Genomic DNA, 26,477 nt, shown 5'->3' with positions numbered 1-26,477 from the left:
GCACGGCGCCGGATTGCGCGAAGTCCTCAATCCGCCGCCTCCTATCATCCGTGTATCAGCTGAACCGGGAACAGAGGAGACGGGCGTGAAGATCGGGATCGTCGGCGCCGGCGGTGTGGGTGGGTACTTCGGTGCCCGGCTGGCGGCGGCCGGGCAGGACGTCGCGTTCGTCGCCCGCGGCAAGCACCTAGAGGCGATCAGGTCGGACGGGCTGGCCGTGCACAGCCCGGCGGGTGATCTCCGGCTGCAGGTGCCCGCCACCGACGACCCGGCCGAGCTCGGCCCGGTCGACTATGTGCTGATCGGCGTGAAGACCTGGCAGCTGCCCGACGTGATCGAGACGATCCGCCCGCTCGTCGGCCCGGACACCGCGATCGTCACGGTGCAGAACGGTGTCGAGGCACCCGACCAGGTCGCACAGGTGTACGGGCGGGACGCCGTACTGCCCGGTGCCGCCGAGGTGATCGCGTACGTCGAGGGTCCCGGCGTGATTCGGCACCTCGGCAACGGGAAGCTCAACGTCGGCGAGTGGGAGAACGGGTCGACCCCGCGACTCGAGCGGCTCCGGGACGCGGTCGTCGCCGCCGGGCTGGAGGCGACGGTCCCGGACGACATCTGGGCCGCGCTGTGGACCAAGTTCCTGTCGGTCGTCCCCACCGGCGGCCTCGGTACGGCGACCGGCGCCGGGTACGGCGTACTCCGCACCCAGCCGGCCACCCGCCAGCTCCTCACCGAGGCCACCGGCGAGATCCGCGACCTGGCCCGCGCCCGCGGGATCCAGCTGGCCGCCGATGTCGTCGAGCGCACGCTGGACTGGATCGACCAGCTCCCCGCGGACGGCACCACCTCACTGCAACGCGACCTGATCGCCGGCCGCCCGTCCGAGCTGGACGCCTGGACCGGCGCCGTCGTCCGCCTCGGGCGCGAGTCCCGCGTCCCGACCCCGATCAACACCCTGCTGTTCGAACTGGCCTCCGCCCGAGTAATTGCCAGCGGCAACTAAGCCGTGTTCTTGAAGCCGAGCTCGTCCAGGATGTCGCCGACCGGGCGGCCGGGGGCGGCCGCGGCGACGAGGCCGCGGATGCAGGCGGTCATCACCATCCGGAAGTAGGCCGCACCGCTGATCTCGGGGAGCTCTGCCTGGCCGCCGCCGAGCACGTCGTCGGCGGCGAGCAGTTCGTACACCTTCTCGAGTTCGCGCCGGTGTGCGCCTTCGAAGTACGGGCGATGCCGCTCCTCGGCGGCGCTCAGGTTGATCGCGAGCGACGCGACGCTGCCGGACAGCATCAACGCCGGGCCTGGGCCGTAGCCACGCCGTCCGAGCGCCTCGACCGCCTCCCGCTGCAGCCGGACGCCGGCCGTGCCGCGGGGGAACAGGCCCTGCATGTAGCCGGCCAGTCCGGGATGGGCGAGGACGAAGTCGCGGATCTGCTGCGCGAACGACAGCAGGTGCGCCTTGATGCCGTCCGTCGGATTGTCGACAATCCGCAGATCCTGCAGCACCGCCTCGCCGACCAGCGCCTCGAGACCGAGCTTGCCGTCGACGTGTCGGTACAGGGCGGTCGGGCTGACGCCGAGCGCGGTCGCGACGCCGTTCACGGTCAGGTTCGGCAGGCCGAGCCGGACGCCCTCGCGTTCGATGTCCGCGAGCGTGATCTGTGCCTGGCGACCGCCGGTCTTCCGGCGGGGCGGATTCGCTGTCACAACCCTCCTCTGATCGGGGCTGACCCCAAAGTTATGCTACTAACTTAGATCGACACCGTCACCGACGGTGATCTGTTCTGTTCCCTTACTCCTCAGGAGATCATGGTGAGCGCACCTCGCCCCACCCGGCGCACGATGCTCAAGGCCGCCGGCGGGCTGACCGTCGCCGCCGGCCTCGGCGCCGGCACCATTCTGGCCACCTCCCTCGCCGCGAACGCCGCCGGCGACGGGTTCGGCCTGCACATCACGGATCGGAACGAGAACGATCCGCGAATGTGGTACTACCGCTTCCAGACCGCCGAGATCAGCTGGGCGCCGGGCGTGAACGTCCTGCTGCCGAGTGACTATCACACCAGCGGGCGCACCTACCCGGTGCTGTACCTGCTGCACGGCGGCCTCGGCGACTTCATGGAGTTCGACCACCACCACATCCGCGAGCTGACCGCGGACAAGCCGCTGATCGTGGTGATGCCCGACGGCGGCCACGCCGGCTGGTACTCGAACCCGGTGAGCAGCAACTCCGGCCCGCACAACTGGGAGAGCTTCCACCTCAACCAGCTGGTCCCGTGGGTGGACGCCAACTTCCGCACGTACGCCGAGTTCTCCGGCCGCGCCGTCGCCGGGTTCTCGATGGGCGGCTTCGGCGCGCTCAAGTACACCGCGAAGTACTACGGGCACTTCTCCTCGATCAGCGCGCACTCCGGCCCGCCCAGCCTGCGCCGGGACAACGGCCTGGTCGTGCACTGGGCGAACGCCTCCTCCGCGGCCTCCGACCTGGCGGGCGGCACGGTCTACGGCGCCCCCGCCTGGGACGAGACCCGGGTCACCAACGACAACCCGATGCAGAACCTCGAGCGCTACCGCGGCAAGCGGATCTTCCTGGTCGCCGGCACCAGCCCCGGCCCGGACCCGTTCGACCTCGCCAACGAACGCGAGGTCCTGGCCGGCCAACGCGAGTTCAAGGCCGCCCTGGACGCCGCCAAAATCCCCTACACCGCCTTCGAAGACCCAGGCGGCCACGTAATCCGCGAAAACCGCCTGGCCGAAGACCTCGCAGGCATAGTCACCCACCTCAAGAAGGCCTGACCCGAATCAAAGAGCTGGGCCGCGGGCATCCGGCGGGCTGTCCGCGGCCCTCCCGCTAGAGGCGTCTGGGTGCGCCCTTCAGCTCGCCGACGATCACGTCGAGACCGAGGTGCTCCTTGAGCATCTGCTTCAGGTGCGGTCCTTCGATCAGCTGGATTCGGCCGTGCTCGGCGGCGAAGTCATGCGACTGTTTGCCGAACCACGAGGTCGTGACGAGGACGCCGCGGCTTGCCTTCAGCTGTCCCATCGTCCCGGCGAGTGCGCGGACCGCCTCGGTCGACACCACGCCGCGATAGCGCTTCGCCTGGATGACGCAGACGCCGCCCATCACAGGGTCCTCGTTCACCGCGACCCCGTCGACGCCGTCGTCGCGAGACGCCTGAGTAACCCAGGCCTTCATCCCCATCGCCTCGAACAGCTGCCGCACGAGGTGCTCGAACTCAGTCGGGTCGAGTTCGACGAGTACCCGTCGGCCGTCCAGGCCGGCGGCGGCGTCGCGTGCGTCGACGAACTTGTAGCGGGACAGATCCGGGTCGAACACGGGCCTGACGGCTTCGAGGTCCCAGGGATGTTTCGACACCAGGGCATTGAGGTGCCGCAGGCACTCAGTCGGATCGAGCTCGCTCAGTACCAGGTCGCCGAACTGCTCGCGGGTGGTCATCAAGCTGACCAGGCACGGCCGCTCCGGTCTGCCGGTGGCCTTGTTGCGGGTCGAGACGAGGGCGCTGACGGCGACTTCGGTCACCAGGTTCGGGCCGGCGACGTCGAACGCGTCGCGCATGGTTCGCAGTACGAGCTGCGCCACAAGATTGCCGTACCGCTGGTTGATCTCTCGCGGCGGCCGCGCTCTGGGAGTGATCTCGTCCTTCGTCCGGATGTACTTGTACTCCGCGTCCGCCGGGATGACCTCCACGCCGGGAAGCTCCTGTACGACCATCAGCCGCCGGTTCTCCGCCTGATAGGCGACCTCGACGTCCGAAGGAAAACCGGTCGGCAGCGGGCGGGCCTCCAAGGTCAGCTCGAGATAGTCGTTCACCGCCTCCGGACGCCCTTGCCGGTAGGCCTGCTCGAACGCGTCTACCTTCGCGTTGGCGTCGTCGGCCCGCTGCCTGGCTGCGGCGGTCTGGGCGCGGTGCCGTTGCTCCGTCTGCTGAAGTCGTTGCATGCGACTTGTCTCGTCGGCTTGATGCCGCGCCTGTGCAGCCGCGAATGCGGCCTGACGCTCCGCCAGCGTGCGTTCGATCGCCTGCTTCTTGAACATCCGCTGTACGGCGCCTGCGGGTGGTGGAGCGAATTCGGCCCACACTGGCGGTGGTGCCGGAACCCCGTCCGGCCCGGGGTCGAACCGGGAGACCTCCGGCTGCCTGCGCAATGCTGCGAACGGGATCCGGGCAGAGGTGCCCAGAGTTCCGGTAAGCAGGCCCTCGAGTTCGGTCATGCGTTCCGCGAGCTCTTCGTTCATTGCCGCGACCTCGGCCTGACGGACCTGCAAATAGCGCGCGGCGGCCTCTTTGGCGGCCTGCTTGTCGGCTTGTGCGGCAGCCCTGGTGGCGCGCTCACGTTCGCGTTGTGCCTGGGCGATCAGGCGCTCGCGCTCACGTTGCTCACGGGCAGCCTGCTTCACCCGCAGATTCCGCTGATGCTCCATCTCGGCGAAGAAGCCCCGACGTCGTCCCATGCTGCCCCCAGCGACCGACTGACACGGAAACCAGCCCAGTCTCACTCTAGGGTGTCCGGAGGTGCGGCCGCGTCCGCGGCGGCGCGTCCGGTTGCGGGGGTCAGTCGGCGGCGAGGCGGTGGAGGAGGTGGGCGAGGGTTTGCTGGTCTTGGGGGGTTAGGCGGGCGAGTTGGCGGGCCATGACGTCGTGGCGTTTTTGGCGGAGGGTGGTGAGGATCTGGCGGCCGGCGGGGGTGAGGGTGACCAGGGTGGCGCGGCGGTCGTGGGGGTCGGGCCGGCGGGCTACCAGGCCGGCTGATTCCAGGTCGTCGACGACGGAGGTCGCGGAGCGCGGGACGATGCCGAGGCGGGCGGCGAGTTCGCTCAGGCGGATGGGCTCCTCGGCGTGGTCGAGGGTCCGGAGGACCCTGAACTGGCCGTGCGTGACGTTCTCCCCGAAGCCTTCACGGGAGGCCCGGCGCTGGCGGCGGACGATCCCGTCCAGGAGCGCCGCGATCCGCTCGGCGGTGTCGTCGAGGTCGTCGAGGTCGTCCGAGTCGTCGGGGTCATGCATGTGCAGAGCCTAGTGGTCGGCGTACGGCGGGATCGCGCGCGCGGCGGGAACAAACGGGGATCTTGTGAGGTTTGCTCATATTGAGTTAACCTCAGTATATCTGGTCCCTGGCGAAAGGAACTGCATGTCGCAGCTTTCCGGAATGCCGGGCGGGGGAGGCGGGGGCGGGCGCGCGATGCGCTCACTGCTCAAGGACTCCTCGGTCCGGCATCACAAACTGTCGGCGGGCACGCTCCGCCGGATCCTCGGGTTCGCCCGTCCGTACCGCGGCTACCTGGCCGTCTTTCTCGTCCTGGTGGCGTTCGACGCCGGCACCGGCGCCGTCACCCCGTTGCTGTTCAAGGCGATCATCGACAAGGGCATCGTGCCCCGGCACGCCGACGTGGTCGTCTGGCTCGCCCTGGTGGTCGCGGTCCTCGCGCTCGCGAACGGCGCCATCACGCTCGGCGAGCGATGGTTCTCCGCGCGGATCGGTGAAGGTCTCGTGTACGACCTGCGCACCGCCGTGTTCGACCACGTCCAGCAGTTGCCCGTCGCGTTCTTCAGCCGCACGCAGACCGGCGCGCTCATCCAGCGGCTGAACGGCGACGTCCTCGGCGCCCAGCAGGCGTTCACGTCGACGCTGTCGAACGTGGTCAGCAACCTGCTCAGCGTCGTCCTCGTGCTCGGCGCGATGTTCGTGATGTCGTGGCAGATCACTCTCCTCGCCCTCGTCGTACTTCCGCTGTTCGTGATCCCGGCCCGGCTGCTCGCCGGAAAGTTGCGCGAGGCAACGGCCGAGACGTACAAGCTGAACGCCACCATGGCGCAGACCATGACCGAGCGGTTCAACGTCGCCGGTGCGGTGCTCGCGAAGGTCTTCGGCCGCACGCAGGACTCGTCGCAGGACTTCGCCGCCAAGGCCGGCCGGGTCCGCGACATCGGCGTCACCACCGCGATGTACGCCAGCGTGTTCCGGGTCTCGCTGACCATGGTCGCGGCGCTCGCGGTCGCGCTCGTGTACGGCGTCGGCGGGGTACTCGCGGTCGCCGGGTCGCTCGGTATCGGTACGGTCGTCGCGCTGACGGCGTACCTGAACCGGCTGTACGGACCGCTCACCGCGCTGTCGAACATCCAGGTCGACGTGATGACGACGCTGGTCAGCTTCGAGCGCGTGCTCGAGGTGCTGGACCTTCCGCCGATGGTTGCCGACCGCAAGGACGCGAAGGTGCTCCCGGCAACTGCCGAGCCGTCGATCGAGTTCGACCACGTGTCGTTCCACTATCCGTCCGCCGAAGAGGTGTCGCTCGCCTCGCTGGAGTCCGTCGCGACGCTGTCCGCGAAGACCGGGGAAGAGGTCCTGAAGGACGTCACGTTCACCGTCGAACCGGGGCAGCTGGTCGCGGTCGTCGGCCCGTCCGGCGCCGGCAAGTCCACGCTGTCGTCGCTCGTCTCGCGGATGTACGACGCCACCGGTGGAGCCGTGCTGGTCGGCGGGCACGACGTACGCGAGGTCACCCAGAGCTCGCTGCGCGCGGCGATCGGCGTGGTCACGCAGGACTCGCACATGTACCACGACACGATCCGCGCGAACCTGCAGCTGGCCCGCCCCGACGCGACCGACGCGGAACTGCACCAGGCGCTCGAGGCCGCGCAGATCGCGACGCTGGTCGACAGCCTGCCCGACGGGCTGGACACCGTGGTCGGCGATCGCGGGTACCGGCTGTCCGGTGGCGAACGGCAGCGGCTGGCGATCGCCCGCCTGCTACTCAAGTCGCCGTCGATCGTGATCCTCGATGAGGCGACCGCGCACCTGGACTCCGAGTCCGAGGCCGCCGTGCAGACCGCACTGGCGAACGCGCTGGTCGGCCGTACGTCGCTGGTGATCGCCCACCGATTGTCGACAATCCGCAACGCCGACGTGATCCTGGTGCTCGACGAGGGGCGGATCCAGCAGCGCGGCACGCACGAAGAGCTGCTGGCGCAGGGCGGGCTGTACGCCGACCTGTACGCGACCCAGTTCGCCACGGCAGCCTGACCCTCGCCGGACCAGCGGCCGGGCCAGCGGCCGGGCCAGCGACCGGACCAGCGACCGGACCAGTAGCCGGACCAGCGGTCTGACCAGTAGCCGGACCCCAGGTCGCGGGCGGGGCCGTGGCCGGGGGAGGATTCCGGTATGAGAGATCGGATGACTGCGGCCGCCACCGAGTTGACGTACGACGCTCCCGCGGCAAGCTGGCTGGAGGCGCTCCCGCTCGGCAACGGCCGGATCGGCGCGATGTGGTTCGGCGGTACGGCGCACGACCGGATCGCGCTCAACGACGAGACGTGCTGGTCGGGGAGTCCCGCGACGACGCGGCGGCTGGCCACTCCGAACGGGGAGGTCGGGCCGGCTGCGCTCGGGCGGGTGCGGGAGGCGCTCGCGCGGGGCGACGTACGGGCGGCGGAGGAGCTGGCCGGCGGGTTCCAGAGCGGGCACTCGCAGGCGTACCTGCCGCTGGGTGATCTGTTGCTGGACTTCGCGGGTGCCGGTGAGGTCGCCGGGTATCGGCGGCGGCTCGATCTGGACACGGCGGTGGCGCGGGCGGAGTACACGGTTGCCGGGGTGGAGGTCTGGCAGGAGGTGTACGTCAGCGCGCCGGCGCAGGCATTGATCCTACGTCTGGGTGCTGCTCAGCCGGTCAGCCTGACGCTCAGCCTCACGTCGCAGCTCCGCTCCACCACTGAAGCCGTCGGCGAGAACGGCCTCGCCCTGCTCGCCACGTGCCCATCGTCGGTCGCCCCACCTCACAAGGGCACCGGCGCCCCGATCCAGTACTCCGACGGCGAGGACCGCGGCATGAACGCCGCCGCCGTACTCCGGGTTCAGACCGACGGCACCCTCACCCCGGCCGACCATGCCCTGACAGTCACCGACGCAACCGAACTGCTCGTCGTATTGTCGACAACCACGGGCTACGAAGGACCGCACACGGCCCCGACCCGCACCCGAGAAGAATGCCGCGAGCTGGCGGACAACACCGTCCGCGCGGGGTTGCAGGCGGGGGCGGGCGTCGTGCTGCGTGCGGAGCATGTTGCGGATTATCAGCGGTTGTTCAGGCGGTCGGTGCTGACGCTTCCGTCGGGGGTGGAGCTGACCACGGATCAGCGGCTGAGCAGCGCGGGTGATGATCCGGGGCTGGCGGCGTTGATCTACAACTTCGGGCGGTACCTGATGATCGCCAGTTCGCGGCCCGGTGGACTGCCGACGAACTTGCAGGGGATCTGGAACGAGCATCTGCAGCCGCCGTGGAGCAGCAACTACACGGTGAACATCAACACCGAGATGAACTACTGGCCCGCCGAGACCACCTCGCTCTCCGAGTGCCACGAGCCGTTGCTCACGTACGTCAAGAACCTCGCCCAGGCGGGACGCAGTACGGCGGAAGTCCTGTACGGCGCCGCCGGCTGGGCTGCGCATCACAACGCCGACGCCTGGTGCTGGACCGCCCCGGTGGACGGCAACCCGAAGTGGTCGAACTGGCCGATGGCCGGGGTCTGGCTGTGCCGCCACCTGTGGGACCACTACGCGTTCACCGGCGACCGCGAGTACCTGGACGACGTCTGGCCGGTCCTGAAGGGCGCCGCCGAGTTCTGTCGCGACTGGCTGATCGAACTCCCGGGCGGCACCCTCGGCACCGCCCCGTCCACCTCGCCCGAGAACGAGTTCGTCGCACCGGACGGCGAGCCCGCCTCGGTCACCACCTCGTCCACGATGGACCTGTCGCTGATCGCCGACCTCTTCGACCGCTGCGCCCAGGCCGCGGCCGTACTCGACCTCACCGACCCGCTGATCGACGACCTCCGAGCGGCTCGCAAACGCCTCCCCGACCCCAGGATCGGCGCCCAAGGGCAGCTCCAGGAATGGCGGGACGACCTGCCGGAGGCCGAGCCGCAGCACCGGCACACGTCGCACCTGATCGGCCTGCACCCCGGCGACCAGATCACCCCGGACGGTACGCCGGAACTCGCCGCGGCCGCCGCCCGTACCCTGGAACTCCGCGGCGACAAGTCCACCGGCTGGTCGCTGGCGTGGCGAATCTCCTTGTGGGCAAGGCTTCGTGACGGCGCCGCCGCGCACCGCCTGGTCCGCGAGCTGCTCACCCCGGCCGGCGACTCCGGCACCGACTACGTGGGTGCCGGCTCCGGGCTGTACCCGAACCTGTTCTGCGCGCACCCGCCGTTCCAGATCGACGGCAACTTCGGCGCCACCGCCGGGATCGCCGAGATGCTGCTGCAGAGCCACACCGGCGAACTGGAGGTCTTCCCGGCGCTGCCGGACGCCTGGCCCGAGGGCTCGATCACCGGCCTCCGCGCCCGCGGCGGCATCGGCGTCGACCTGGAATGGTCCCCGACCACGGCAACCGCGGTACTGACGGCAGACCGCGACACCACCGCCGTACTCCGGCACCGCGACCGCCGCGAGGAGGTGTCCCTGACCGCGAACGTCCCGTACACCTGGACAATCGACGGATGAGCTTCGTCATCGGCGTCGACATCGGTACCGGCAGTACGAAGGCTGTCCGCTGCACGCTCGACGGTGAGGTGGTCGCGGTCGCCCGCCGCGACCACGCGCCGAGCCTGCCGCGGCCGGGCTGGGCCGAGATGCATCCCGAACGCGACTGGTGGGGCGACGTCGTGGAGGTCCTCGCCGAGCTGGACTCCACCGACGTCGTCGCGGTCTGCGTCTCGGGGCTCGGCCCGTGCGTCGTCCAGTCCGACGACGACCTGCGCCCACGGCGCCCGGCGATCCTGTACGGCGTCGACACGCGCGCGACGCGGGAGATCGCCGAGCTCACCGAGCAGCTCGGCGCCGACGCGATCCTCGAACGCTGCGGAAAGGACCTGTCCAGCCAGGCGATCGGCCCGAAGCTCGCCTGGCTCAGGCGCGAGGCCGGCGATGCGTGGCGCCCGCGAGACCGGTGGTTCAGCGCGCACACGTACGTCGTCGCGCGGCTGACCGGCGAGTGGATCCTGGACCATCACACGGCCAGCCAGTGCGACCCGTTCTACGACATCCACCGCCAGGACTGGGCGTCCGACTGGGTGGAACAAGTCCTGCCGGGCCTCGCCCTGCCACGCCTGGTCTGGCCTTCCGAACAGGTAGGCACCGTACGCCGGGACGCCGCCGCGCAGACGGGTCTCTCCGAAGGTACGCCGGTCGTCGCGGGCACCGTCGACGCGTGGGCGGAGGCGTTCAGCGTCGGCGTCCGCCGTCCGGGCGACCTGATGCTGATGTACGGCTCGACGATGTTCTTCGTTCAAGTGTTGGCCGCCCCAACGACTGTGCGCGGGCTCTGGACGACCTCCGGCGTGGAACGCGGTTCGCACACGCTGGCCGCCGGGATGGCGACCTCCGGCACCGTCACCACCTGGCTGCAGGACCTCACCGGCGGCGTCCCGTTCGAGACCCTCCTGCAGGACGCGGCCGCCGTACCCGCGGGCAGCGAAGGGCTCGTCCTGCTTCCGTACTTCAGCGGCGAACGCACCCCCGTCTACGATCCGCTGGCACGCGGTGTGATCGCCGGCCTGACGCTCCGGCACGGACGCGGTCACCTCTTGCGTGCGACGTACGAAGGAATCGCCTGCGGGGTGCGGCAGATCCTCGACGTGTTCGGTGCGGCGGAACGCATCGTCGCGGTCGGCGGCGGGACCCAGGGCGGGCTGTGGACGCAGATCGTCAGCGATGTCGCGGGCGTCCGGCAAACCGTTCCACAGCAGACAATCGGGGCCGCGTACGGCGACGCGCTGCTGGCCGCGATCGGCGTCGGCGCGGTACCACCCGGCACCGACTGGACCAGGCCGGATCACGTCATCGTACCGGATCCGTCGACGGCGGCGACGTACCGGACGCTGTTCGAGGCGTACACCGAGCTGTATCCCGCGACCCGGGACCTGATCCACCGGCTTGCTACGTGACTTCGCGCAGGTGCAGCACGGTCCCGCTGTCCAGGTCGCGGTCGAGCAGCGACCAGATCGCGCGCGCCGCGGTCTCGGGTTTCTCCAGCCTGCCGGTGGCTTCCAGCTCCCGGAAGCGGCCGGACTCCGGGAGTTCCTCCGGACTGGCCGCGCGCAACTGGGCCTGCATGTCGGTGTCGAGCGTGCCCGGTGCGACCGAGAGCACCCGGCAGCCGGGACTTCGCCGGCGTTGCTCCAGACCGACCGTGCGGACCCACTGGTCGAGCGCGGCCTTGCCAGCGCAGTAGCTGGATTCGCCTTCGTGCGGGCGGTTCGCGGCACCTGACGACACCATGATCAGGTGCTGCTCGCAGTCCCGCCCGTCGAGCGCGCTGAGGAACGAATGCCCGAGAACCTGAGCGGCAGCTGAGTTCAGCAGGACGTTCCGTGTGTACTGCGCGGTGTCGACGCGATCGGCCGGGCCGAGCGGCGCCAGCGTTCCGGCGTTGTGGATGAACACCACCAGCGCGGGGTCGCCGTCCCCGATCCGCTGCCGGAAGTCCTTGTCGACCACGGGCCACGAGTCCGGATCGGCGAGGTCCACGGCCACGTGCTGTGTTCCCGGCGTCCCGCCGCGGCGGGAGATGTCGACGAGCTCCGCGTTCTCGAACGGGACCGTGGCCGCGAGCGCGGCACCCAGCCCGGCCGAGGCGCCGGAGATCCAGATCAGGATCCGCCGCAGCGGAATCATCGTTTCCCCAGCCCCGAGCGCAGGCCAAACCCCAGCGTCATGCAGTTCCCCCCTGCCAACGACGTGTCGAGCAGAGCGTACGTCGAAGGACTCCTGACCACAAAGCGATCGCGCGTCAGCGGGTCGCTCGCTAGCCTCTGCTGGTGAATGACTCGAACTGGCAATGGGACGAGACGCTGTACGCCGGCAGCGCGCAGCACTACGCGGTCGGGCGGATGGCCTACCCGGCGGCGCTGGCCGAAGTACTGAAGGATGAACTGCAGCTGAACGGGAAAGGCCGGCTGCTCGACGTCGGTTGCGGCCCCGGGCCGGTGACGCTGCTGCTCGCGCCGTACTTCGCGGAAGCGGTCGGTGTCGACGCGGACGCGGACATGCTCGACGTGGCGGCGGCGCGGGCCGCGGACCTCGGCGTACGCAACACCAAATGGCGGCAGCTACGGGCCGAGGAGCTGCCGGCGGACCTCGGGACGTTCGACGTGGTGACGTTCGCGCAGTCGTTCCACTGGATGGATCAAGCGCTGGTCGCGCAGCGGGTGCGCGGGATGCTCGCGCCCGGTGGGGCGTGGGTACATGTTGGTGCGACCACGCATCGCGGGCTCGACGGTACTGCGGAGCTGCCGCACCCGCGGCCGCCGTGGACCGCGATCGACGAACTGGTGACGCGCTACCTCGGTCCGGTACGCCGGGCCGGCCGGAGCGTGCTGCCGACGGGGACACGCGGCGGTGAGGAGGACGTGATGCGTGCGGCCGGGTACGCCGGACCGACCAGGCTGGTGGTCGGCGGGAACGAGGTCGAAGACCGTACCGTCGACGACGTGGTCGCGTCGGTGTTCTCGTTGTCGAGCTCGACACCGCACCTGTTCGGCGCGGAGCGGCCGGCGTTCGAGGCCGATCTGCGCGAGTTGCTCACGAACGCCTCCGACCACGGGCTGTTCGCGGAGCAGCGCCGCGAGATCGAAGCGGTGATCTGGCGCTGAGCACCCGCTGAGTGCGGGCCGCGATTCTGCTGAGAATCACGCGGCGGCCGCGGCGAGTGCCGCGGCCGCTACGCGTGCTCGGTCAGGACTGGATCAGGACTGGTTGTTGTCCTGGTTGTCCTGATTGTTGTTGTCGCCCTGACCGCCGCCGAACTGGTCGCGGGCGTAGTTCTCGCCCTGCTCGATCTGGTCCCCGAACTTGCCGCCGGTCTTCTCGTTCGCGAAGTCACCGGCCTTCTCGAGGCCCTCGTTGACCTGGTCCGGGTGCTCCTTGGCCAGTTCCTCGGCCTTGTCCTTCATTTCGTCGAACATACCCATCGTCTTTCCCCGTTCCTCGATGGTTGCCTTGCACTACCTAGCCCGTCTTACCCGATCCGGCCGATTCCACACAAGGACTCGCCGACCGTTGGCGCGGCGTTCACCCGGCAAACGGATTCCGGTCCGCCTGAAGCGCGGGGAGTACGCTGGACGCGAACACGCCGTAGAGGTGCCGCTGGAACATCGGCCCGAAGCTGATCCGGGCCACACCCCGTGCTGCGTAAGCGGCGACCGTGTGCGCGCCCTGCCCGTACGCCACGTTCACCGGACCCTCGAGTTCCGTGCTCAGCGTGCCGATCACGTCGAGGTCGCCGACCGCGATCGGGTACACGCAGTCAGCCCCGGCGGCCAGGTATTTCGTACCGCGATCGAGTGCGGTCCGTAACTGTTCCGCCGCCGTACCGGCCTTGCGGATGAAGGCGTCGACGCGGGCGTTGATCACCAGCGCGTCACCGGCCGCGGCGCGGACCGCGGCCAGGAAATCGGCCTGCCGTGACGGGTCGATCATCGCTCCGGTCGCCGGGTCGGAGTCCTCCAGGTTGAGGCCGACGGCGCCGGTGGCGACGAAGCGTTCGACGAGTTCGTCCGGGTCCAGCCGGTACCCGCGTTCGAAGTCGACCGTGACCGGGACGGACACCGACCGCGCGATCCGGGCCGCGCCGGCGAGTACGTCGGCGACCGGCGCGTGCTCGCCGTCGTCGTACCCGAGGACCGCGGCGGTCGCGTTGCTGCTGGTCGCGACCGCGGCGAACCCGGCCTGCTCGATCAGCCGCGCCGACGCGGCGTCCCAGGCGTTGGGTACCACCAACGGTGTACCGGGGACGTGCAGGTCTCGCAAAGTAGTTGCCAAGGACATCATGATCTCCCACAGCTCAAGGGCAGCCCGAAGGCCGGGAACACAGCAGGTTGGTGGAACGCGAGCACCGCCGAGATCGCGTTCTTCGTGAGGGTCAGCACCTTCACCGAGTGGGCGTGGAACTGGCCGTCGGTGCCGCGGATGTACATCGCGAACGCCGGCTGCCCGTTCGCCGACGTGGCGACCAGCCGGCGCCGGTCCGGGCCCGGCCGGAGCTTCGCGTCGAGCAACCGCAGTACGTCGGCGCGCCCGCTGAACCAGGTCGGGATCGGCGGCATCTCCCAGCGCGCGTCCTCGGTGAACAGCCCTTCGAGGAGGACCAGGTCCTTGCTCTCCATCGCGGCCTGGAACTGGTCCAGCAACGCCCGCCGCAACGGCTCCTGCGGTTCGCTCAACTCGTCCTCGCGCGGCCGCAGCCGGGCGAGCTCGGCGCGGGCCCGCTGCAGCGAACTGTTCACCGCGGCGGTCGTTGTGTCGAGCAACGATGCGACGTCGGCGGCCGGCCAGGTGAGCACCTCGCGCAGGATCAGTACGGCGCGCTGCCGCGGCGGCAGGTGCTGCATCGCCGCCACCATCGCGAGCCGCAGACTCGCCTGGTCGCCGACCACGGTGGCCGGATCGGCCCCGAGCAACTGGTCCGGGAACGGCTCCAGCCACGGCACTTCCAGCGCCCGGGCGTGAAGGTCCTCCGGATCGTTGCCCGGGGCACCCAGCGCCGACGGGACCACCCGTCGGCTGCTGTGCTGCAGGAGGTTCAGGCACACGTTGGTGGCGATCCGGTACAGCCAGGTCCGGACCGAGGAACGGTGCTCGAAGTCCGCGTGACCACGCCAGGCGCGCAGGTACGTCTCCTGCACCGCGTCCTCGGCGTCATGCAGCGAGCCGAGCATCCGGTAGCAGTGCGCGACCAGCTCACCCCGATGCTCCGCGAACTCCTCCTCGAGGTTCATCGGACTCCTTCCACCACCTTCGCCGCCTTTGCCGCAGCCGGTGCGGTGGTCCGGCCGTGGGCCGCGATTGCGAGACCCGACAGTGCCGCGAGCAACGACAGTACGCCGCAACCCGCGAGCGCCTGGGTGAAGCCGTGACCGGTGTAGCCGCCGGCCGCGGTGAACACCGAGCCGAGCACCGCGACCCCGGCCGCGCCGCCGAGCTGACGGTTCATGCTGTAGATGCCGGACGCGATCCCGACCGACTCCCGCGGCAGCGCCGCCATCGCCGCGCTCTGGGCCGCGGGCATCGCGAGCGAGATCCCGGACCCGGTGACGATCAGCGGAACGATCAGCTCCCAGTAGTGGCTGGTACCGCGGCTCACCCAGAACATGCCGGCCGCCTGCAACGCCATCCCGATGACGACCAGCGGACGCTCGCCGACCCGGTCGACCAGCCGCCCGGCGATCGGCCCGATCACGAACAGCGTCGCCGTCCACGGCAGCAGCTGCAGACCTGCCTTGAGCGGTGCCGACCCGAGAACGACCTGCATGTACTGCGAGAGGAAGAACACCGCGCTGAACAGTGCCGCACTCAGGAAGAAGCCGGCCGAGTTCGCCGCCGTGAACGTCCGATTCCGGAAGAACGCGAGCGGCACCATCGCATGGGCAGTACGACGTTCCCACAGCCCGAAGCCGATCAGCATCACGACGCCGATCGCGAACGCGGACAGTACTTCGGCACTCGCCCATCCGGCCGACTCGCCGCGTACCGTGCCCCAGACCAGTCCCAGTACGGCGAGACTGATCAGCACCGCGCCGACCAGATCCAGCCGCCGGGCGGGTCCGGTACTCTCCGGGATCTTCGCGAGCACGAGCGCGATCGCGAGCGCCCCGATCGGTACGTTGATCCAGAAAATCCACTGCCAGGACAGCCCTTCGGTGACCGCGCCGCCGATCAACGGGCCACCGAGGACCGCGATCCCGGTCACCCCACTGAACACCCCGATCGCGCGCCCCCGCCGCTCCGGCGGAAACGCCGCACCGAGCAAACTCATCGCCAACGGCATCACGAACGCCGCACCTGCACCCTGCACCGTCCGCGCCACGATGAGGAACGGCAGCGACGTCGCCAGCGCACAGGCAACCGACGCCGCCGTGAACAGCGCCAGACCGGCCGCATAGGTACGCCGCCGCCCCAGACGGTCGCCGATCGCGGCAGCCGTCATCAAAAGCATCGCGAAACTCAACGCATACGAGTTGACCGTCCACTCCAAGCCTTCGGCCGAAGCGCCGAGGTCCCCGCGAATCGTCGTCAGCGCCGCGGCCACCACCAACGTGTCCAACGCCACCATGAACGACCCGAGAGAGGTCAACCCCAATACCCACCGCTCACGCACAAGATCCTCCAGGGGATTTGCTGTCACCCCTATAGACCGGCGCGAACCCCCGAACTCATCGCTGCGATGAGCACGAGTTTTGACTCCACCTGCCGGTGGGCTGAGGTCAGCGCAGGGCCGTGATCACGTCAGCGGCGATCTCCGGCATGACGGCGCAGTTCACGGTGCGTCCGCCGACCGGGCCGGTGACGTTGTAGTCGACGACCATGTGCTGGCCCTCGTGAGTGTCGATCACGACCTCGCAGGTCGGCCGGACCTGCATCCGCGCCCCGGACCAGGCCGGGAATCCGGCGACCTCGATTTCCTTCGGTGCGGCGTCGCTGAAGATCGGGGCGTCGAAGACGCCTGTCGGGTACACCATCACGGTGAGCGAGTACGGCGGCTGCCGGTATGCCCAGGTGCAGACCAGGGTGTGGGTCTTCCCGAGCCACTCCGCGACCGGCTTTCCCTTCTGCACCTGCCACTTCCCGACCGGGATCCGGTCGAGCGCGGTGCAGTCCCGCAGGGTCGAAAGGTCGAGTTCTCCGGCCCGTGGGCGCGGGGACGGGGTCCATGCACCCCGGTTCGGGCGAGCCGGTCGTTCGCTGGGACTCGCCGATGAACCCGGCGTCTTGGCGGGCAAGCTCAACGTCGGCGGTTCGACCGGTTTCACCGGCTTCACCTCGGGCGCCGCCACCGCACACGAACCCGTCCACAGGACAGCTGCGACGACAGCGACCACGCGACCGAATCTGATCTTCCGCACGAAGAATTTCCCTTTCCAGCGCCCGCGAACCGTATCCGGGAGACCGCTGACCCCCGTCCGGAGGCACTGTAGCGAAACTGCAGGTCCGACCGGCTCAGCGTTCCGCGCGGGCTTCGATCTGGATGAGGGTTTGCTGGCCGGCGGCAACGAGGGTGCGGGTGGTGGGCGTGACGCCGTACACCTCGAGCTGGCAGATGGTGAGGGTGCGGCCGGGTTTGAGGACGGTGCCGATGGCTTCGAGGTGGTTGCCTTCGGCAGGGGCCAGGAGGTTGATCTTGAACTCGACGGTGAGGACCGAGGTGTTCTCCGGGAACATCGTGAACGCGGCGTAGCCGCCGGCGCTGTCGGCGATGGAGCTGGTGGCGCCGGCGTGGAAGTAGCCGTGCTGCTGGGTGACCTCGGGGCGGCTGGGGAGCTGGATGTGCACCTCGCCGGCGCCGATGTACGAGATGCGGGCGCCCAGGTGCTCCATCAGTCCCTGGCGCTCGAAACTGGCCTGGACTCGCGCTTGTACTTCGGCAGTCGCCTCCACCATGCCGGGAGAGTACTAGGCCAGTGGAACCGGCGTTGGGTAGTGGACCTCCGGAGGCGTACAGTCGCCAGCCGGCCGGAACCGTCGTGGAGAGGTGGAGCGCGTGCTTCGAAAGCTGATCACCGCAACCGTGGCGGCGGCCACGGCGGGTACGTCGTTGCTCATGACGCCGACCGCGAACGCGGCGCCTGTACCGTCCGTGCGGCTCGGGGGAGTGCACGACGGGCAGGTGACGCTCGACGGGCTCACCGAGCTCGTCATCCAGCGGATCCTGGTCGGTGACGACGTCGCCGCGTCGAAGTACTTCAGCGGCAAACCGGTCGACGACCCGGTGCGGGAGCAGCAGATCCTGACCTCGGTACGGGCGTCGGCCGCCCAGCTGGGCATCGACCCGGACGCGACCGCGGCGTTCTTCCAGGCGCAGATCGACGCCAGCAAGGTGGTCCAGCGCGGGCTGCTCGCGTACTGGGCCGCGCACCCGGACAAGGCACCGACCAGCGGCCCGGACCTGAACGTGATCCGCCAGAAGCTCGACGCGCTCACCACCCAGCTGCTCGCCGAACTGGTCCGCGTGGACCACCTGCGCCAGAGCGGCCTGCGCTGCGACATCGCGCTGGTGGTCGCGGACGCGACCGGCGCGGCACTCCACCACCTCGACCCGTTGCACCGCCGCGCGCTGCGGACCGCCTCGACGGCGACCTGCTGATCACCCCATCCGGGCGAGGGCGGCCTCAGTCAGCTCGTACTGCAGGGGCTGCCCGGCGGCGTACCGCTCGATCTCCCCGGCCGTGATCGAGCCCATCTCGAAGTAACACTCGACGGTGGCCGCGGCCTGATGTGGAGTGAGCAGTACGTTCGGCAACCCGCGGAACGGGCTGTCGACCGGCAACGGTTCCTCGTCGAACACGTCCAGCGCCGCATCCAGCCGCCCGGACCGCAGCTCGCCGAGCAACGCGTCCATGTCCACCAGCCACGACCGGGCCGTGTTCACCAGCGCGGCGCCGTCGGGCATCAGCGCAAGCTCGCGGGCGCCGATCATGTGGTGCGTCTCGGGCAGCGTCGGCGCGTGCAGCGCGACCACCCGGCTGCTGCGGAGCAGCTCGTCCAGGTCACTTCGCCGTACGCCGAGCTCGACCGCCCGCTCGTCCGTCAGATAGGGGTCGTAGGCAACCACCTCGGCACCGAGCGCGACCAGCATCCGGATGTACTCGACCCCGGTCCGCGACGCCCCGACCACCCCGATCCGGGACGCGGTCAGCCCGTGCTGCGGCGGAACTGTGCCGAAGCTGTCCCGCCAGCCGCCAGCGTGCATCGCGTGATCGAACCGCTGGATCCGGTGGAGCAGGCTCAACGTGAACGCCAGCGAGACCTCCGCGACCGGCTCCGCCATCGCTTGTCCGGCCTGCGTGATCCGCAGCCCGCGCCGGAACACCTCGTCGGTGACGAAGTGCTTCACCGACGACGCACTGTGCGCGATCAACCGCAACCGGTCCGCCTGGTCAAGGACCTCCGCGGTCAGCGGCGTCGCGCCCCACGACGTGATCAGTACGTCGGTCCCGGGCAACGCAGCCTGCAACGCGTCGGCATTCCCCGGCTCCGGCAGCACGACGACCTCCCCGAGCGTCTCCAGCCGCGCCATACTCTCCGGCGCGAACACCATCTTCAGGTACGACGGCGTCGCCGCCAGCACGATCCGCAGTTTTCCGGCCATGACCGAATCCTAGGCCCGGACGAGCATGCCGTGCGCGAACGCCCGGACTCCGGCGGCGTACGTGTCCTCGACCGCGAGCACCGACCAGGTGTCCGCGACCGCGGCGACATGCGCCAGCCGGGACTCGTCCAGGCTCCGGCGGAAGGCGGGGTCGACAGGCTGTCCGTCAGGCCCGCGGACACCGACCGAGCGCGACCGGACCAGCACCTCGCCGACGGTGTAGTACCAGATGTGCCGGAAGACCTGGACGGACTGGTCGTGGCTGCAGCCGCCGGCGACGGCCGCCGCCAGGATCTCCTCGACGAACCACCGGGCGTCGTCGTCGAAGCGGCCCATGAAGCCGTCGACGGTCAGTACCTCGGCAGCCCACGGCCACGCGGCCAGCAGGTCCCGGACGGCGACCGCGACCGTGACGATCCGTTCGGCCGGGTCAGTGGGCAGTTCGGGCCGCGGAACCTGGCCGACGTATTCGTTCAGCATCAGCAGCAGGAGGTCCTCCTTGTCGCGGAGGTGGTGGTACAGCGTCGTCGATCCGATGCCGAGCTCGACGGCCAGCCGGCGCACGGTGAGCTTGTCCCAGCCGTCCCGGTCGATCAGCTGCCGGGCCGCGGCCAGGATCCGCGCGCGGGACGTGACCGGCGGCCGGCCGGTCCGCCCGCCGGCCGCCGCGGACTTCGGGGTAGTGGATCGGGGCACGGCTCCCATCATCCTCCTGGACAGTTGCGGTCGGTCGTGTGTACTTTCGGAACATGTTCCTAAAGTCTACCCGGGTGCGGCCCGGGCTCATCCTGGCAGCGGTTGCCGTGGTGCAGTTCATGGTGTCGCTGGACTTCTCGATCGTGAACGTCGGACTCCCGCGGATCGCGGCCGGCCTCGGGTTCGGCGCGGTCGGCCTCGCGTGGGTGATCCACGCGTACGCCCTCACGTTCGGCGGACTGCTGCTGCTCGGCGGCAAGGCCTCCGACCGGTACGGCCGCCGCCGGATGCTGCTGCTCGGTCTGACCCTGTTCGGCATCGCGTCGCTGGCCGGCGGGTTCGCGCAGCAGCCCGGTCAGCTGATCGCCGCCCGAGCCGTCCAGGGCATCGGGGCCGCGGCACTTGCGCCGTCCGCGCTCGCGCTGCTGACCGCGACCTTTCCGGACGGCCGCGAACGCGTGCGTGCCTTCGGGATCTGGAGCGCGACGAACGCCGCGGGTGGTGCCTTCGGGGTACTGATCGGCGGCCTGCTCACGCAGTACGTCAGCTGGCGGGGAGTGATGTTCGTGAACGTCCCGATGGTCGTGATCGTGGTTCTGATGGTCGCCCGGATCCACGACCTCCGGCCGCCACGTCCCGATAGCCGTCCCGACGTGCTGGGTGGCCTGCTGGCGACCGCGGGGATGACAACGCTGGTGTTCGGTGTCATGCGGACCGACCAGCATCCGTGGACCTCGGCGACCACACTGCTGACCCTCGCCGTCGCCGTGGCCCTGCTGGCCGCGTTCGTGTACGTCGAGAACACGACGCGGCGCGAGCCGTTGCTGCGGCTCGGTCTGCTGGCGAACCGTTCGGTCAGCGGCGCCAACAGCTTCAACCTGCTGGTCGGCGCCGCGATGGCGTCCTCGTTCTACTTCCTGTCGCTCTATCTGCAGGACGTCCTGCGGCACGGACCGGCGGCGAGTGGGCTGATGTTCCTGCCGTTCGCGCTGGCGGTCGTGGCCGGGTCGTTCGTCGCGATCAAGCTCGGGTACCGGTTCGCGACCCGGGACCTGCTGGTCGGCGGCGCTCTGCTGACAGCCGCCGGGTTCGGGTGGTTCGGCCTGGTCAGCCCGGACGGTTCGTTCCTCGTGAACGTCCTCGGCCCGTCGATCCTCGCCGGTACCGGGTTCGGGCTCTGCCTCGCGCCGCTCGTCTCGACGGCGACCGGAGGCGTCGCGCCCGCGGAGGCCGGTACCGCGTCCGGCCTGCTGAACAGCTCGCGTCAGATCGGCGCCTCGCTGGGCCTGGCCGCCCTCGGGACCGTGGCGCACGACCGCACCGGCGGTCTCCGTACGGTCGATGCCCTCAACGACGGCTACGCCGTCGGCCTGCGGTTGTGCGCCGTACTGCTCGTGTGCGGTGTGGTGATCGTGCTCGCCGTACTTCGCCGTACGCCGCCACGCCTCAGCGGAGGTGGTCCCGCAGGCGGGTCGCGCGGGCGACGAGGAGGTGGAGGCCCACCGTGAGGGCGAGGACGACGGCGGAGACGCCGAGCAGGGCGTTCGGGGCGGCGCCGGCGGTGAGGGCGATGCCGCCCAGGCCGCTGCCGATGGCTCCGCCGAGGGAGATCGCGCTGCCGTTCAAGGCCATCACGATCGCCGCCGAGTCCGGCGCCATCGACGCCAGCCGGGCCTGCTGCGGTACGGCGCCGCCGCCGTTGCCGACGCCGGCCGAGAAGAACCACACGAGGCCCCAGACCGCCGCCACGGTGGCCGGCGCGAACATCAGCGCGACCATGCCGAGCACGGCGTTCAGGAACAGTCCGATCAGTACGACGGTGAGCACCTTGAGCGCGGTGAACTTGTCGACCAGCCGTCCCGTCACCGCGTTACCCGCCATGCTCGACACGCCGTACCCGAACATGATCGCGATCATCGCCCACTTGACGTGGAAGTGCGGCTCGAGGATCAGCGTCGCGTACGTGAAGCACGCGTAGCTGCTGCACAGGATGCCGCTGGTGACGAGCAGACCGGCCACCAGCCGCGGCTGCCCGAGCGGGCGGAGCCGTTCGACGAGTGTCCCGCCGGGCAGGTGCAGCTGGGGCAACCGCCACAGGATGCCGACCAGCGCGATCGTCCCGACGACCGCGACCATGACCATCGGGAACCGCCAGCTCGACTGCCCGATCACCAGTCCGACCGGTACGCCGAGCGCGGTCGCGGTCATCCACCCGCCGAGCACGAACGACAACGCCTTGCCGTGGTGCTCGGCCGGGGTCAGCGCGATCACGTACCCGGTGACGGCCGCGTTCAGCAGGCTGCCGCCGAGCGCGGCGAGCACCCGCCCGCTGAGCGCGACCGGATAGTTCGTCGCGACCGCGACCACCACGTTGCCGAGTACGAACACGCCGAGCGACAGGACGATCGTCGTACGGCGTTCCCACCGCGACGTCAGCGTGCCGAGGACCGGGCCGGCGAGCGCGGCCGTGAAGGCGAACACCGACATCAACTGGCCCGCGGCGGCCGGGGTGACCGACAGGTCGCCGGCGATCTGTGGCAGCAGCCCGGCCAGCACGTAGCCGTCGATGCCCATCGAGAACGTCGCGACCGCAAGCCAGATGAACGGGCGGTAGGAGAAGCCCGGCTGCTGCGCGGTCCCCGCGGGTCGGGTATCCGTCATCTGCCAATCTCACCCCGAGCGAGACGCTCACGGCAAGAGGAAGTTGATCAAATCTGTCAGGAACTGCGAATTCAGGTGCAGCTCCGATCACAATTACGGAGGCTGTATTCCATAGTCGTGGATCTTCCGGTAGATGGTGGCGCGGGACATGCCGAGCGACTTCGCGGCCCGGCCCTTGTGCCCGTCGTTGGCGAGCAGGCTGCGGATGATCGCGTCGCGCTCGAGCGCCTCCAGCTGGCTGAGGCTGCGCCGGCTGACCGCTTGAGTACGGCCCGGCAGGTCCGCGGGCACGAGCACGCCCGCCCGGCGCCGCCGTACGACGACCTGCTGGAGCACCTGGCACAGCTCGGCCGTGTTGCCGGGCCATGCCGATCGCAGTAGCTGCTGCATGGTGTCCGGCCCGCAGATGAGCTCGCCGTGGCTGAGCTGATCCAGGAAGTACGGGACCAGTTCGCGGATGTCCTCGATGTGGTGCCGCAGCGGTGGCACCTCGACGGTCAGCGGGAACAGGGTGAGGAGCTCGCCGAGGTGTCCCGCGTCGTCGCAGCACAGCGTCAGGACGACCCAGGGCGGCTCGGACGGCCGGCGTTCGAGAACGCCGTACAGCGCGTCGACGAGCGCTGCTACGCCGGCCGGGTCGAGCGACTCGACGTGCCGTACGACGAGGGTCTGGACCGAGTCGTCGGACAGTTCCGCATCGAGCTCGGCGGTGAACGTGTCCACCGGCCGGGCCGCGTCGACGACGTGGCAGAGGCCGGCCTTGTTCTGCCGGTGCGCGGCGCGGGCCACCGCGACCTTGCCGACACCGCGCTCGCCGGTCAGCACGACCCACTGACCGGCGCGGCACGCGTTGTCGGCCTCGCGGCTGCTGCCGAGCCACGGCGCGCTCCGGCCGACCAGCCCGGGCAGCACCGGACGCGGCGGCGGGCGGTGTCCGGACGCCGGCGAGCCCAGGTCCAAGCCCGTCGACTGCGGACTGATCTGGATGATCCCGGCCCCGGGCTTGCTGCCGACCGGGCGGCAGATGATCCGGACCCAGGAACCGCTCGGCAGCTCGGTCAGGATCGCCTCGGTGGCGCCGCCCGCGAGGATCTCCGACGCGTACCCGAGGACCGCGCGCTGGTCGTCGGTGTCCAGCGACTGCCGGGCCTTGGCGTTCATCAGCAGCAGGTCCTCGTCGACCGCGATCACCAGGTCACCGAGCCGCCGTGAACGCTGCAGGTACGTCTCCAGCAGCGTCAGCTCGCGGGTGGAGCTGTCCTTGAGCAGCGCCGCGCGGATGTTCTCCGCGGTCGTCTTGGCGAGCGCCATCAGCAGCGACCCGGCGTCCTTGCGCCAGCAGGTCAGGTCGATGGCCCCGACCGTCTTGCCGTTCAGCGGATGCTTGATCGGTACGCCGGCACACGCGAGGTCCTCCAGGTCCTCGGCGTAGTGCTCGTGGCCGAACACGTGCATCGGCCCGCCGCCCTCGAGCGCGGTGCCGATGCCGTTCGTACCGGCGAACTGCTCCGCATAGCTGAAACCCGGCGCCAGGTAGACCTTGTCGAGGTGCCGGGCCAGTCCGGCATCCGCGGTCAGCCGTTCGAGGACCAGCCCGGACCGGTCGGTGAGGATCACGCTGATCGGCTGCCCGTCGAGGTTCTCGTGCAGTTTCCGCAGCACCGGGGCGGCGCTCCGGGCGAGCGGGATCTCCAGGTCCGGGTCGGCGACGTACGGCAGCTGGATCCGGTCCGGCGGCAGGTTCCAGTGCTGCGACCGGACCCAGGAGGCGAGAATCGGCGGCCGTACGTCGCGAACCTCGACCGGATCGAGCGTGAGGAAGTGCAACCGGGCCGCGGCGGTCCGGAGGTTGTCGTCCGCCGTAGGTGTGAGCTCGTCCACGGGGGCCTCCCTGACGCTTCCTTTCGAGCCTAGTGCAGTGGGCCGCAAGCGCTGTCTCAGAATGAGACAACCGCCCGATGGCCGCGGGGTTGTGATGAGTGGATGGACGAGGAGTCGTACAACCCGTGGACCGTCGTACACCTGGTCTTCGAACACCTCGCCGACGCCGGCCTGCACCCGGTCCTCGGGGCGACCGGGCATCCCGGCGAGCCGGCCGCGGAACTCCTGCGCTGCCTCGGCATCCGGCCCGATCCGCAGGGCGACCAGCGGCTCGCCGGGCAGAAGGAGGCCAAGCTGGCGGAGCTCCGCGAGGCCTTCTTCGGGGAATCGTGAGCCGCTTCTCAATTTGAGACCTCCGTCACACTCCCGCCGGGGCTGTACTGCAGGTGACAGCCGGTCACATGAGCGGGAGGAGTGCCATGAGTCGCCAGAGTGTGGCGAAGGCCCACCAGAAGATCCAGGAGTTGTCCTGGGAACCGGCGTACCACGAGCCGGTCTCCCAGTACGGCACCGACTACACGTTCCGGAAGGCCCAGAAGAAGGACCCGCTGAAGCAGGTGCTGCGGTCGTACTTCCCGATGCAGGAGGAGAAGGACCACCGGGTGTACGGCGCCTCGGACGGCGCGATCCGCGGCAACATGTTCCGCCAGGTCCAGGAACGCTGGCTGGAATGGCAGAAGCTGTTCCTGAGCATCATCCCGCTGCCGGAGATCTCCGCGGCGCGGGCGATGCCGCTGCTGTTCCGGACCGTGCCGAACCCCGAACTGCACAACGGGCAGGCCATCCAGATGATCGACGAGGTCAGGCACTCGACGATCCAGCAGAACCTCAAACGCCTCTACATGAACAACTACATCGACCCGGCGGGCTTCAACTCAAGCCTGCGGAACTTCCAGAGCGACTACTGCGGCACCATCGGCCGGCAGTTCGCCGAGGGGTTCATCACCGGTGACGCGATCACCGCGGCCAGCATCTACCTGACGATCGTGGCCGAGACCGCGTTCACCAACACGTTGTTCGTCGCGATGCCGGCCGAGGCCGCCGCGAACGGCGACTACCTGCTGCCGACGGTGTTCCACTCGGTGCAGTCGGACGAGTCCCGGCACATCAGCAACGGGTACGCCACGCTGCTGATGGCACTCGCCGACGAGGACAACCACCAGCTGCTCGCCCGCGACCTGCGGTACGCCTGGTGGAACAACCACCGCGTCGTCGACGCGGCGATCGGCACGTTCATCGAGTACGGCACCAAGGACCGCCGCAAGGACCGCGAGTCGTACGCCGAGATGTGGCGGCGCTGGATCTACGACGACTACTACCGCAGCTACCTGGTGCCGCTGGAGAAGTACGGACTCGAGATCCCGCACGACCTGATCGAGGAGTCCTGGAACCAGATCTGGAACAAGGGCTACGTGCACGAGGTCGCGCAGTTCTTCGCCACCGGGTGGCTCGCCAACTACTGGCGGATCGACCCGATGACCGACAAGGACTTCGAGTGGTTCGAGTACAAGTACCCGGGCTGGTACGACAAGTACGGCAAGTGGTGGGAGAACTACAACCGGCTGTCGAGGCCGAACGGGCACAAGCCGATCGTCTTCGAGGACGTCGACTACGAGTACCCGCACCGCTGCTGGACGTGCATGGTGCCGTGCCTGGTCCGTGAGGACATGGTGATGGCGAAGGTCGACGGCCAGTGGCGCACGTACTGCCACGAGATGTGCAAGTGGACCGACGAGACCGCCTTCCGGCCGACGTACCAGGGGCGGAACACGCCGAACATGGGCAAGCTGATCGGCCACCGCGAGTGGGAGACGCTGTACCACGGCTGGAACTGGGCCGACGTGGTGTCCGACATGGGCTTCGTCCGCGACGACGGCAAGACCATGGTCGCGCAGCCGCACCTCGACCTGGATCCGGGCAAGATGTGGACGCTCGACCACCTGCGCAAGTGCCCGCCGCTGGCGAGCCCGAACGTACTGCTGAACGAGATGAGCGACGACGAACGTACGGCGTTCGCCGCCCGCTACGTGAAGGGTGGTCCGGCCGGCCGTCCCGCCCCGGCTCAAGGCTGACGGGGCGTAAT

General features: G+C 69.6%; 24 protein-coding genes. 10 read left to right on the top strand and 14 right to left on the bottom strand.

Annotated elements, in window-relative coordinates; genetic code table 11:
• The first annotated feature begins 85 nt into the window (after positions 1-85).
• Entirely contained in the window at positions 86-1,003 is a 918-nt protein-coding gene (locus VFF46_RS10145) for a 2-dehydropantoate 2-reductase (protein WP_325036808.1), read from the top strand.
• On the opposite strand, the gene VFF46_RS10140 is transcribed toward VFF46_RS10145, so the two are convergent.
• Positions 1,000-1,704 carry a TetR/AcrR family transcriptional regulator gene (locus VFF46_RS10140; RefSeq protein WP_325036807.1) on the bottom strand — a complete coding sequence of 235 codons (705 nt, stop codon included), beginning with the start codon at positions 1,702-1,704 and terminating at the stop codon, positions 1,000-1,002. The two genes, VFF46_RS10145 and VFF46_RS10140, sit on opposite strands and share 4 nt — an antisense overlap.
• Before the next feature lie 105 nt (positions 1,705-1,809).
• Between VFF46_RS10140 and VFF46_RS10135 the strand changes: the two genes are divergently transcribed.
• Positions 1,810-2,790, top strand: a complete 981-nt coding sequence (locus tag VFF46_RS10135) for an alpha/beta hydrolase family protein (RefSeq protein ID WP_325036806.1) — start codon at positions 1,810-1,812, stop codon at positions 2,788-2,790.
• A gap of 55 nt (positions 2,791-2,845) precedes the next feature.
• On the opposite strand, the gene VFF46_RS10130 is transcribed toward VFF46_RS10135, so the two are convergent.
• Both VFF46_RS10130 and VFF46_RS10125 read right to left on the bottom strand, forming a co-directional pair.
• Positions 2,846-4,468 carry a restriction endonuclease gene (locus VFF46_RS10130; RefSeq protein ID WP_325036805.1) on the bottom strand — a complete coding sequence of 541 codons (1,623 nt, stop codon included), beginning with the start codon at positions 4,466-4,468 and terminating at the stop codon, positions 2,846-2,848.
• A gap of 100 nt (positions 4,469-4,568) precedes the next feature.
• Positions 4,569-5,021: a MarR family transcriptional regulator gene (locus tag VFF46_RS10125; protein ID WP_325036804.1), complete on the bottom strand. Its 453-nt coding sequence runs from the start codon at positions 5,019-5,021 to the stop codon at positions 4,569-4,571.
• A 124-nt stretch (positions 5,022-5,145) separates the two neighbouring features.
• Between VFF46_RS10125 and VFF46_RS10120 the strand changes: the two genes are divergently transcribed.
• From VFF46_RS10120 to VFF46_RS10110, 3 genes are all read left to right on the top strand, one after another.
• Positions 5,146-7,038 carry an ABC transporter ATP-binding protein gene (locus VFF46_RS10120; protein WP_325036803.1) on the top strand — a complete coding sequence of 631 codons (1,893 nt, stop codon included), beginning with the start codon at positions 5,146-5,148 and terminating at the stop codon, positions 7,036-7,038.
• Between the two features lie 138 nt (positions 7,039-7,176).
• Complete coding sequence (locus VFF46_RS10115) at positions 7,177-9,516, top strand: glycoside hydrolase family 95 protein (RefSeq protein WP_325036802.1); 2,340 nt, start codon at positions 7,177-7,179, stop codon at positions 9,514-9,516.
• Entirely contained in the window at positions 9,513-10,958 is a 1,446-nt protein-coding gene (locus VFF46_RS10110; protein ID WP_325036801.1) for an FGGY-family carbohydrate kinase, read from the top strand. The genes VFF46_RS10115 and VFF46_RS10110 overlap by 4 nt, the downstream gene beginning before the upstream one ends.
• Here the strand turns inward: VFF46_RS10110 and VFF46_RS10105 are convergent.
• A complete protein-coding gene (locus VFF46_RS10105) occupies positions 10,951-11,688 on the bottom strand; it encodes an SDR family NAD(P)-dependent oxidoreductase (RefSeq protein WP_325036800.1) in 738 nt (245 codons plus the stop codon). The genes VFF46_RS10110 and VFF46_RS10105 overlap by 8 nt on opposite strands.
• A 143-nt stretch (positions 11,689-11,831) precedes the next feature.
• On the opposite strand from VFF46_RS10105, the gene VFF46_RS10100 reads away from it, so the two are divergent.
• Complete coding sequence (locus VFF46_RS10100; RefSeq protein WP_325036799.1) at positions 11,832-12,665, top strand: class I SAM-dependent methyltransferase; 834 nt, start codon at positions 11,832-11,834, stop codon at positions 12,663-12,665.
• A gap of 93 nt (positions 12,666-12,758) precedes the next feature.
• Here VFF46_RS10100 and VFF46_RS10095 read toward each other — a convergent pair whose 3' ends face one another.
• The 6 genes from VFF46_RS10095 to VFF46_RS10070 all read right to left on the bottom strand — a co-directional run bounded on the left by VFF46_RS10095 (position 12,759) and on the right by VFF46_RS10070 (position 17,448).
• A complete protein-coding gene (locus VFF46_RS10095) occupies positions 12,759-12,977 on the bottom strand; it encodes an antitoxin (RefSeq protein ID WP_325036798.1) in 219 nt (72 codons plus the stop codon).
• Positions 12,978-13,083: 106 nt separating this feature from the next.
• Complete coding sequence (locus tag VFF46_RS10090; protein WP_414673049.1) at positions 13,084-13,833, bottom strand: isocitrate lyase/PEP mutase family protein; 750 nt, start codon at positions 13,831-13,833, stop codon at positions 13,084-13,086.
• A 5-nt stretch (positions 13,834-13,838) separates the two neighbouring features.
• Entirely contained in the window at positions 13,839-14,789 is a 951-nt protein-coding gene (locus tag VFF46_RS10085) for a sigma-70 family RNA polymerase sigma factor (protein ID WP_325036796.1), read from the bottom strand.
• Positions 14,786-16,144, bottom strand: a complete 1,359-nt coding sequence (locus VFF46_RS10080) for a DHA2 family efflux MFS transporter permease subunit (protein WP_325036795.1) — start codon at positions 16,142-16,144, stop codon at positions 14,786-14,788. Before VFF46_RS10080 ends, VFF46_RS10085 begins: the two co-directional genes overlap by 4 nt.
• Positions 16,145-16,274: 130 nt before the next feature.
• A complete protein-coding gene (locus VFF46_RS10075) occupies positions 16,275-16,913 on the bottom strand; it encodes a DUF3558 family protein (protein WP_325036794.1) in 639 nt (212 codons plus the stop codon).
• A 94-nt stretch (positions 16,914-17,007) separates the two neighbouring features.
• The gene (locus VFF46_RS10070) at positions 17,008-17,448 is read right to left on the bottom strand and encodes a PaaI family thioesterase (protein WP_325036793.1); all 441 of its coding nucleotides are present in this window, start codon (positions 17,446-17,448) and stop codon (positions 17,008-17,010) included.
• A 100-nt stretch (positions 17,449-17,548) separates the two neighbouring features.
• On the opposite strand from VFF46_RS10070, the gene aroQ reads away from it, so the two are divergent.
• A complete protein-coding gene (gene aroQ, locus VFF46_RS10065) occupies positions 17,549-18,151 on the top strand; it encodes a gamma subclass chorismate mutase AroQ (RefSeq protein WP_325036792.1) in 603 nt (200 codons plus the stop codon).
• On the opposite strand, the gene VFF46_RS10060 is transcribed toward aroQ, so the two are convergent.
• Both VFF46_RS10060 and VFF46_RS10055 read right to left on the bottom strand, forming a co-directional pair.
• Positions 18,152-19,156, bottom strand: a complete 1,005-nt coding sequence (locus VFF46_RS10060) for a hydroxyacid dehydrogenase (RefSeq protein WP_325036791.1) — start codon at positions 19,154-19,156, stop codon at positions 18,152-18,154. It lies immediately after the preceding gene.
• Positions 19,157-19,165: 9 nt separating this feature from the next.
• On the bottom strand, positions 19,166-19,852 hold the full coding sequence (locus VFF46_RS10055; RefSeq protein WP_325036790.1) for a helix-turn-helix domain-containing protein: 687 nt from the start codon (positions 19,850-19,852) through the stop codon (positions 19,166-19,168).
• Between the two features lie 53 nt (positions 19,853-19,905).
• Here VFF46_RS10055 and VFF46_RS10050 point away from each other — a divergent pair, with 53 nt between their 5' ends.
• Positions 19,906-21,360 carry an MFS transporter gene (locus VFF46_RS10050; protein ID WP_325036789.1) on the top strand — a complete coding sequence of 485 codons (1,455 nt, stop codon included), beginning with the start codon at positions 19,906-19,908 and terminating at the stop codon, positions 21,358-21,360.
• Here the strand turns inward: VFF46_RS10050 and VFF46_RS10045 are convergent.
• Entirely contained in the window at positions 21,299-22,513 is a 1,215-nt protein-coding gene (locus tag VFF46_RS10045) for an MFS transporter (RefSeq protein WP_325036788.1), read from the bottom strand. The genes VFF46_RS10050 and VFF46_RS10045 overlap by 62 nt on opposite strands.
• 93 nt (positions 22,514-22,606) lie before the next feature.
• Complete coding sequence (locus VFF46_RS10040) at positions 22,607-24,394, bottom strand: sigma-54-dependent Fis family transcriptional regulator (RefSeq protein ID WP_325036787.1); 1,788 nt, start codon at positions 24,392-24,394, stop codon at positions 22,607-22,609.
• 102 nt (positions 24,395-24,496) lie between these two features.
• On the opposite strand from VFF46_RS10040, the gene VFF46_RS10035 reads away from it, so the two are divergent.
• Both VFF46_RS10035 and VFF46_RS10030 read left to right on the top strand, forming a co-directional pair.
• Positions 24,497-24,727 (top strand): hypothetical protein, encoded by a 231-nt coding sequence (locus VFF46_RS10035; protein ID WP_325036786.1) that lies wholly within the window; start codon positions 24,497-24,499, stop codon positions 24,725-24,727.
• Between the two features lie 86 nt (positions 24,728-24,813).
• The gene (locus tag VFF46_RS10030; protein WP_325036785.1) at positions 24,814-26,466 is read left to right on the top strand and encodes a hypothetical protein; all 1,653 of its coding nucleotides are present in this window, start codon (positions 24,814-24,816) and stop codon (positions 26,464-26,466) included.
• Positions 26,467-26,477: the final 11 nt, after the last annotated feature.

Origin of the sequence: Kribbella sp., assembly GCF_035655035.1 — a bacterium.
In the GTDB taxonomy this organism is placed as follows: Bacteria; Actinomycetota; Actinomycetes; order Propionibacteriales; family Kribbellaceae; genus Kribbella.
The sequence above is the reverse complement of the archived record's forward strand: the minus strand, read 5'-3'. Positions and strand labels throughout refer to the sequence as shown.

What these genes read in the sequence shown, in the direction of transcription:
- VFF46_RS10105 (WP_325036800.1), bottom strand. Translation starts at nt 11,688, where the DNA reads ATGATTCCGCTGCGGCGGATCCTGATCTGGATCTCCGGCGCCTCGGCC.
- VFF46_RS10060 (WP_325036791.1), bottom strand. Translation starts at nt 19,156, where the DNA reads ATGGCCGGAAAACTGCGGATCGTGCTGGCGGCGACGCCGTCGTACCTG.
- VFF46_RS10125 (WP_325036804.1), bottom strand. Translation starts at nt 5,021, where the DNA reads ATGCATGACCCCGACGACTCGGACGACCTCGACGACCTCGACGACACC.
- VFF46_RS10095 (WP_325036798.1), bottom strand. Translation starts at nt 12,977, where the DNA reads ATGTTCGACGAAATGAAGGACAAGGCCGAGGAACTGGCCAAGGAGCAC.
- VFF46_RS10115 (WP_325036802.1), top strand. Translation starts at nt 7,177, where the DNA reads ATGAGAGATCGGATGACTGCGGCCGCCACCGAGTTGACGTACGACGCT.
- VFF46_RS10045 (WP_325036788.1), bottom strand. Translation starts at nt 22,513, where the DNA reads ATGACGGATACCCGACCCGCGGGGACCGCGCAGCAGCCGGGCTTCTCC.
- VFF46_RS10030 (WP_325036785.1), top strand. Translation starts at nt 24,814, where the DNA reads ATGAGTCGCCAGAGTGTGGCGAAGGCCCACCAGAAGATCCAGGAGTTG.
- VFF46_RS10120 (WP_325036803.1), top strand. Translation starts at nt 5,146, where the DNA reads ATGTCGCAGCTTTCCGGAATGCCGGGCGGGGGAGGCGGGGGCGGGCGC.
- VFF46_RS10050 (WP_325036789.1), top strand. Translation starts at nt 19,906, where the DNA reads ATGTTCCTAAAGTCTACCCGGGTGCGGCCCGGGCTCATCCTGGCAGCG.
- VFF46_RS10110 (WP_325036801.1), top strand. Translation starts at nt 9,513, where the DNA reads ATGAGCTTCGTCATCGGCGTCGACATCGGTACCGGCAGTACGAAGGCT.
- VFF46_RS10085 (WP_325036796.1), bottom strand. Translation starts at nt 14,789, where the DNA reads ATGAACCTCGAGGAGGAGTTCGCGGAGCATCGGGGTGAGCTGGTCGCG.
- VFF46_RS10035 (WP_325036786.1), top strand. Translation starts at nt 24,497, where the DNA reads ATGGACGAGGAGTCGTACAACCCGTGGACCGTCGTACACCTGGTCTTC.
- VFF46_RS10070 (WP_325036793.1), bottom strand. Translation starts at nt 17,448, where the DNA reads ATGGTGGAGGCGACTGCCGAAGTACAAGCGCGAGTCCAGGCCAGTTTC.
- VFF46_RS10130 (WP_325036805.1), bottom strand. Translation starts at nt 4,468, where the DNA reads ATGGGACGACGTCGGGGCTTCTTCGCCGAGATGGAGCATCAGCGGAAT.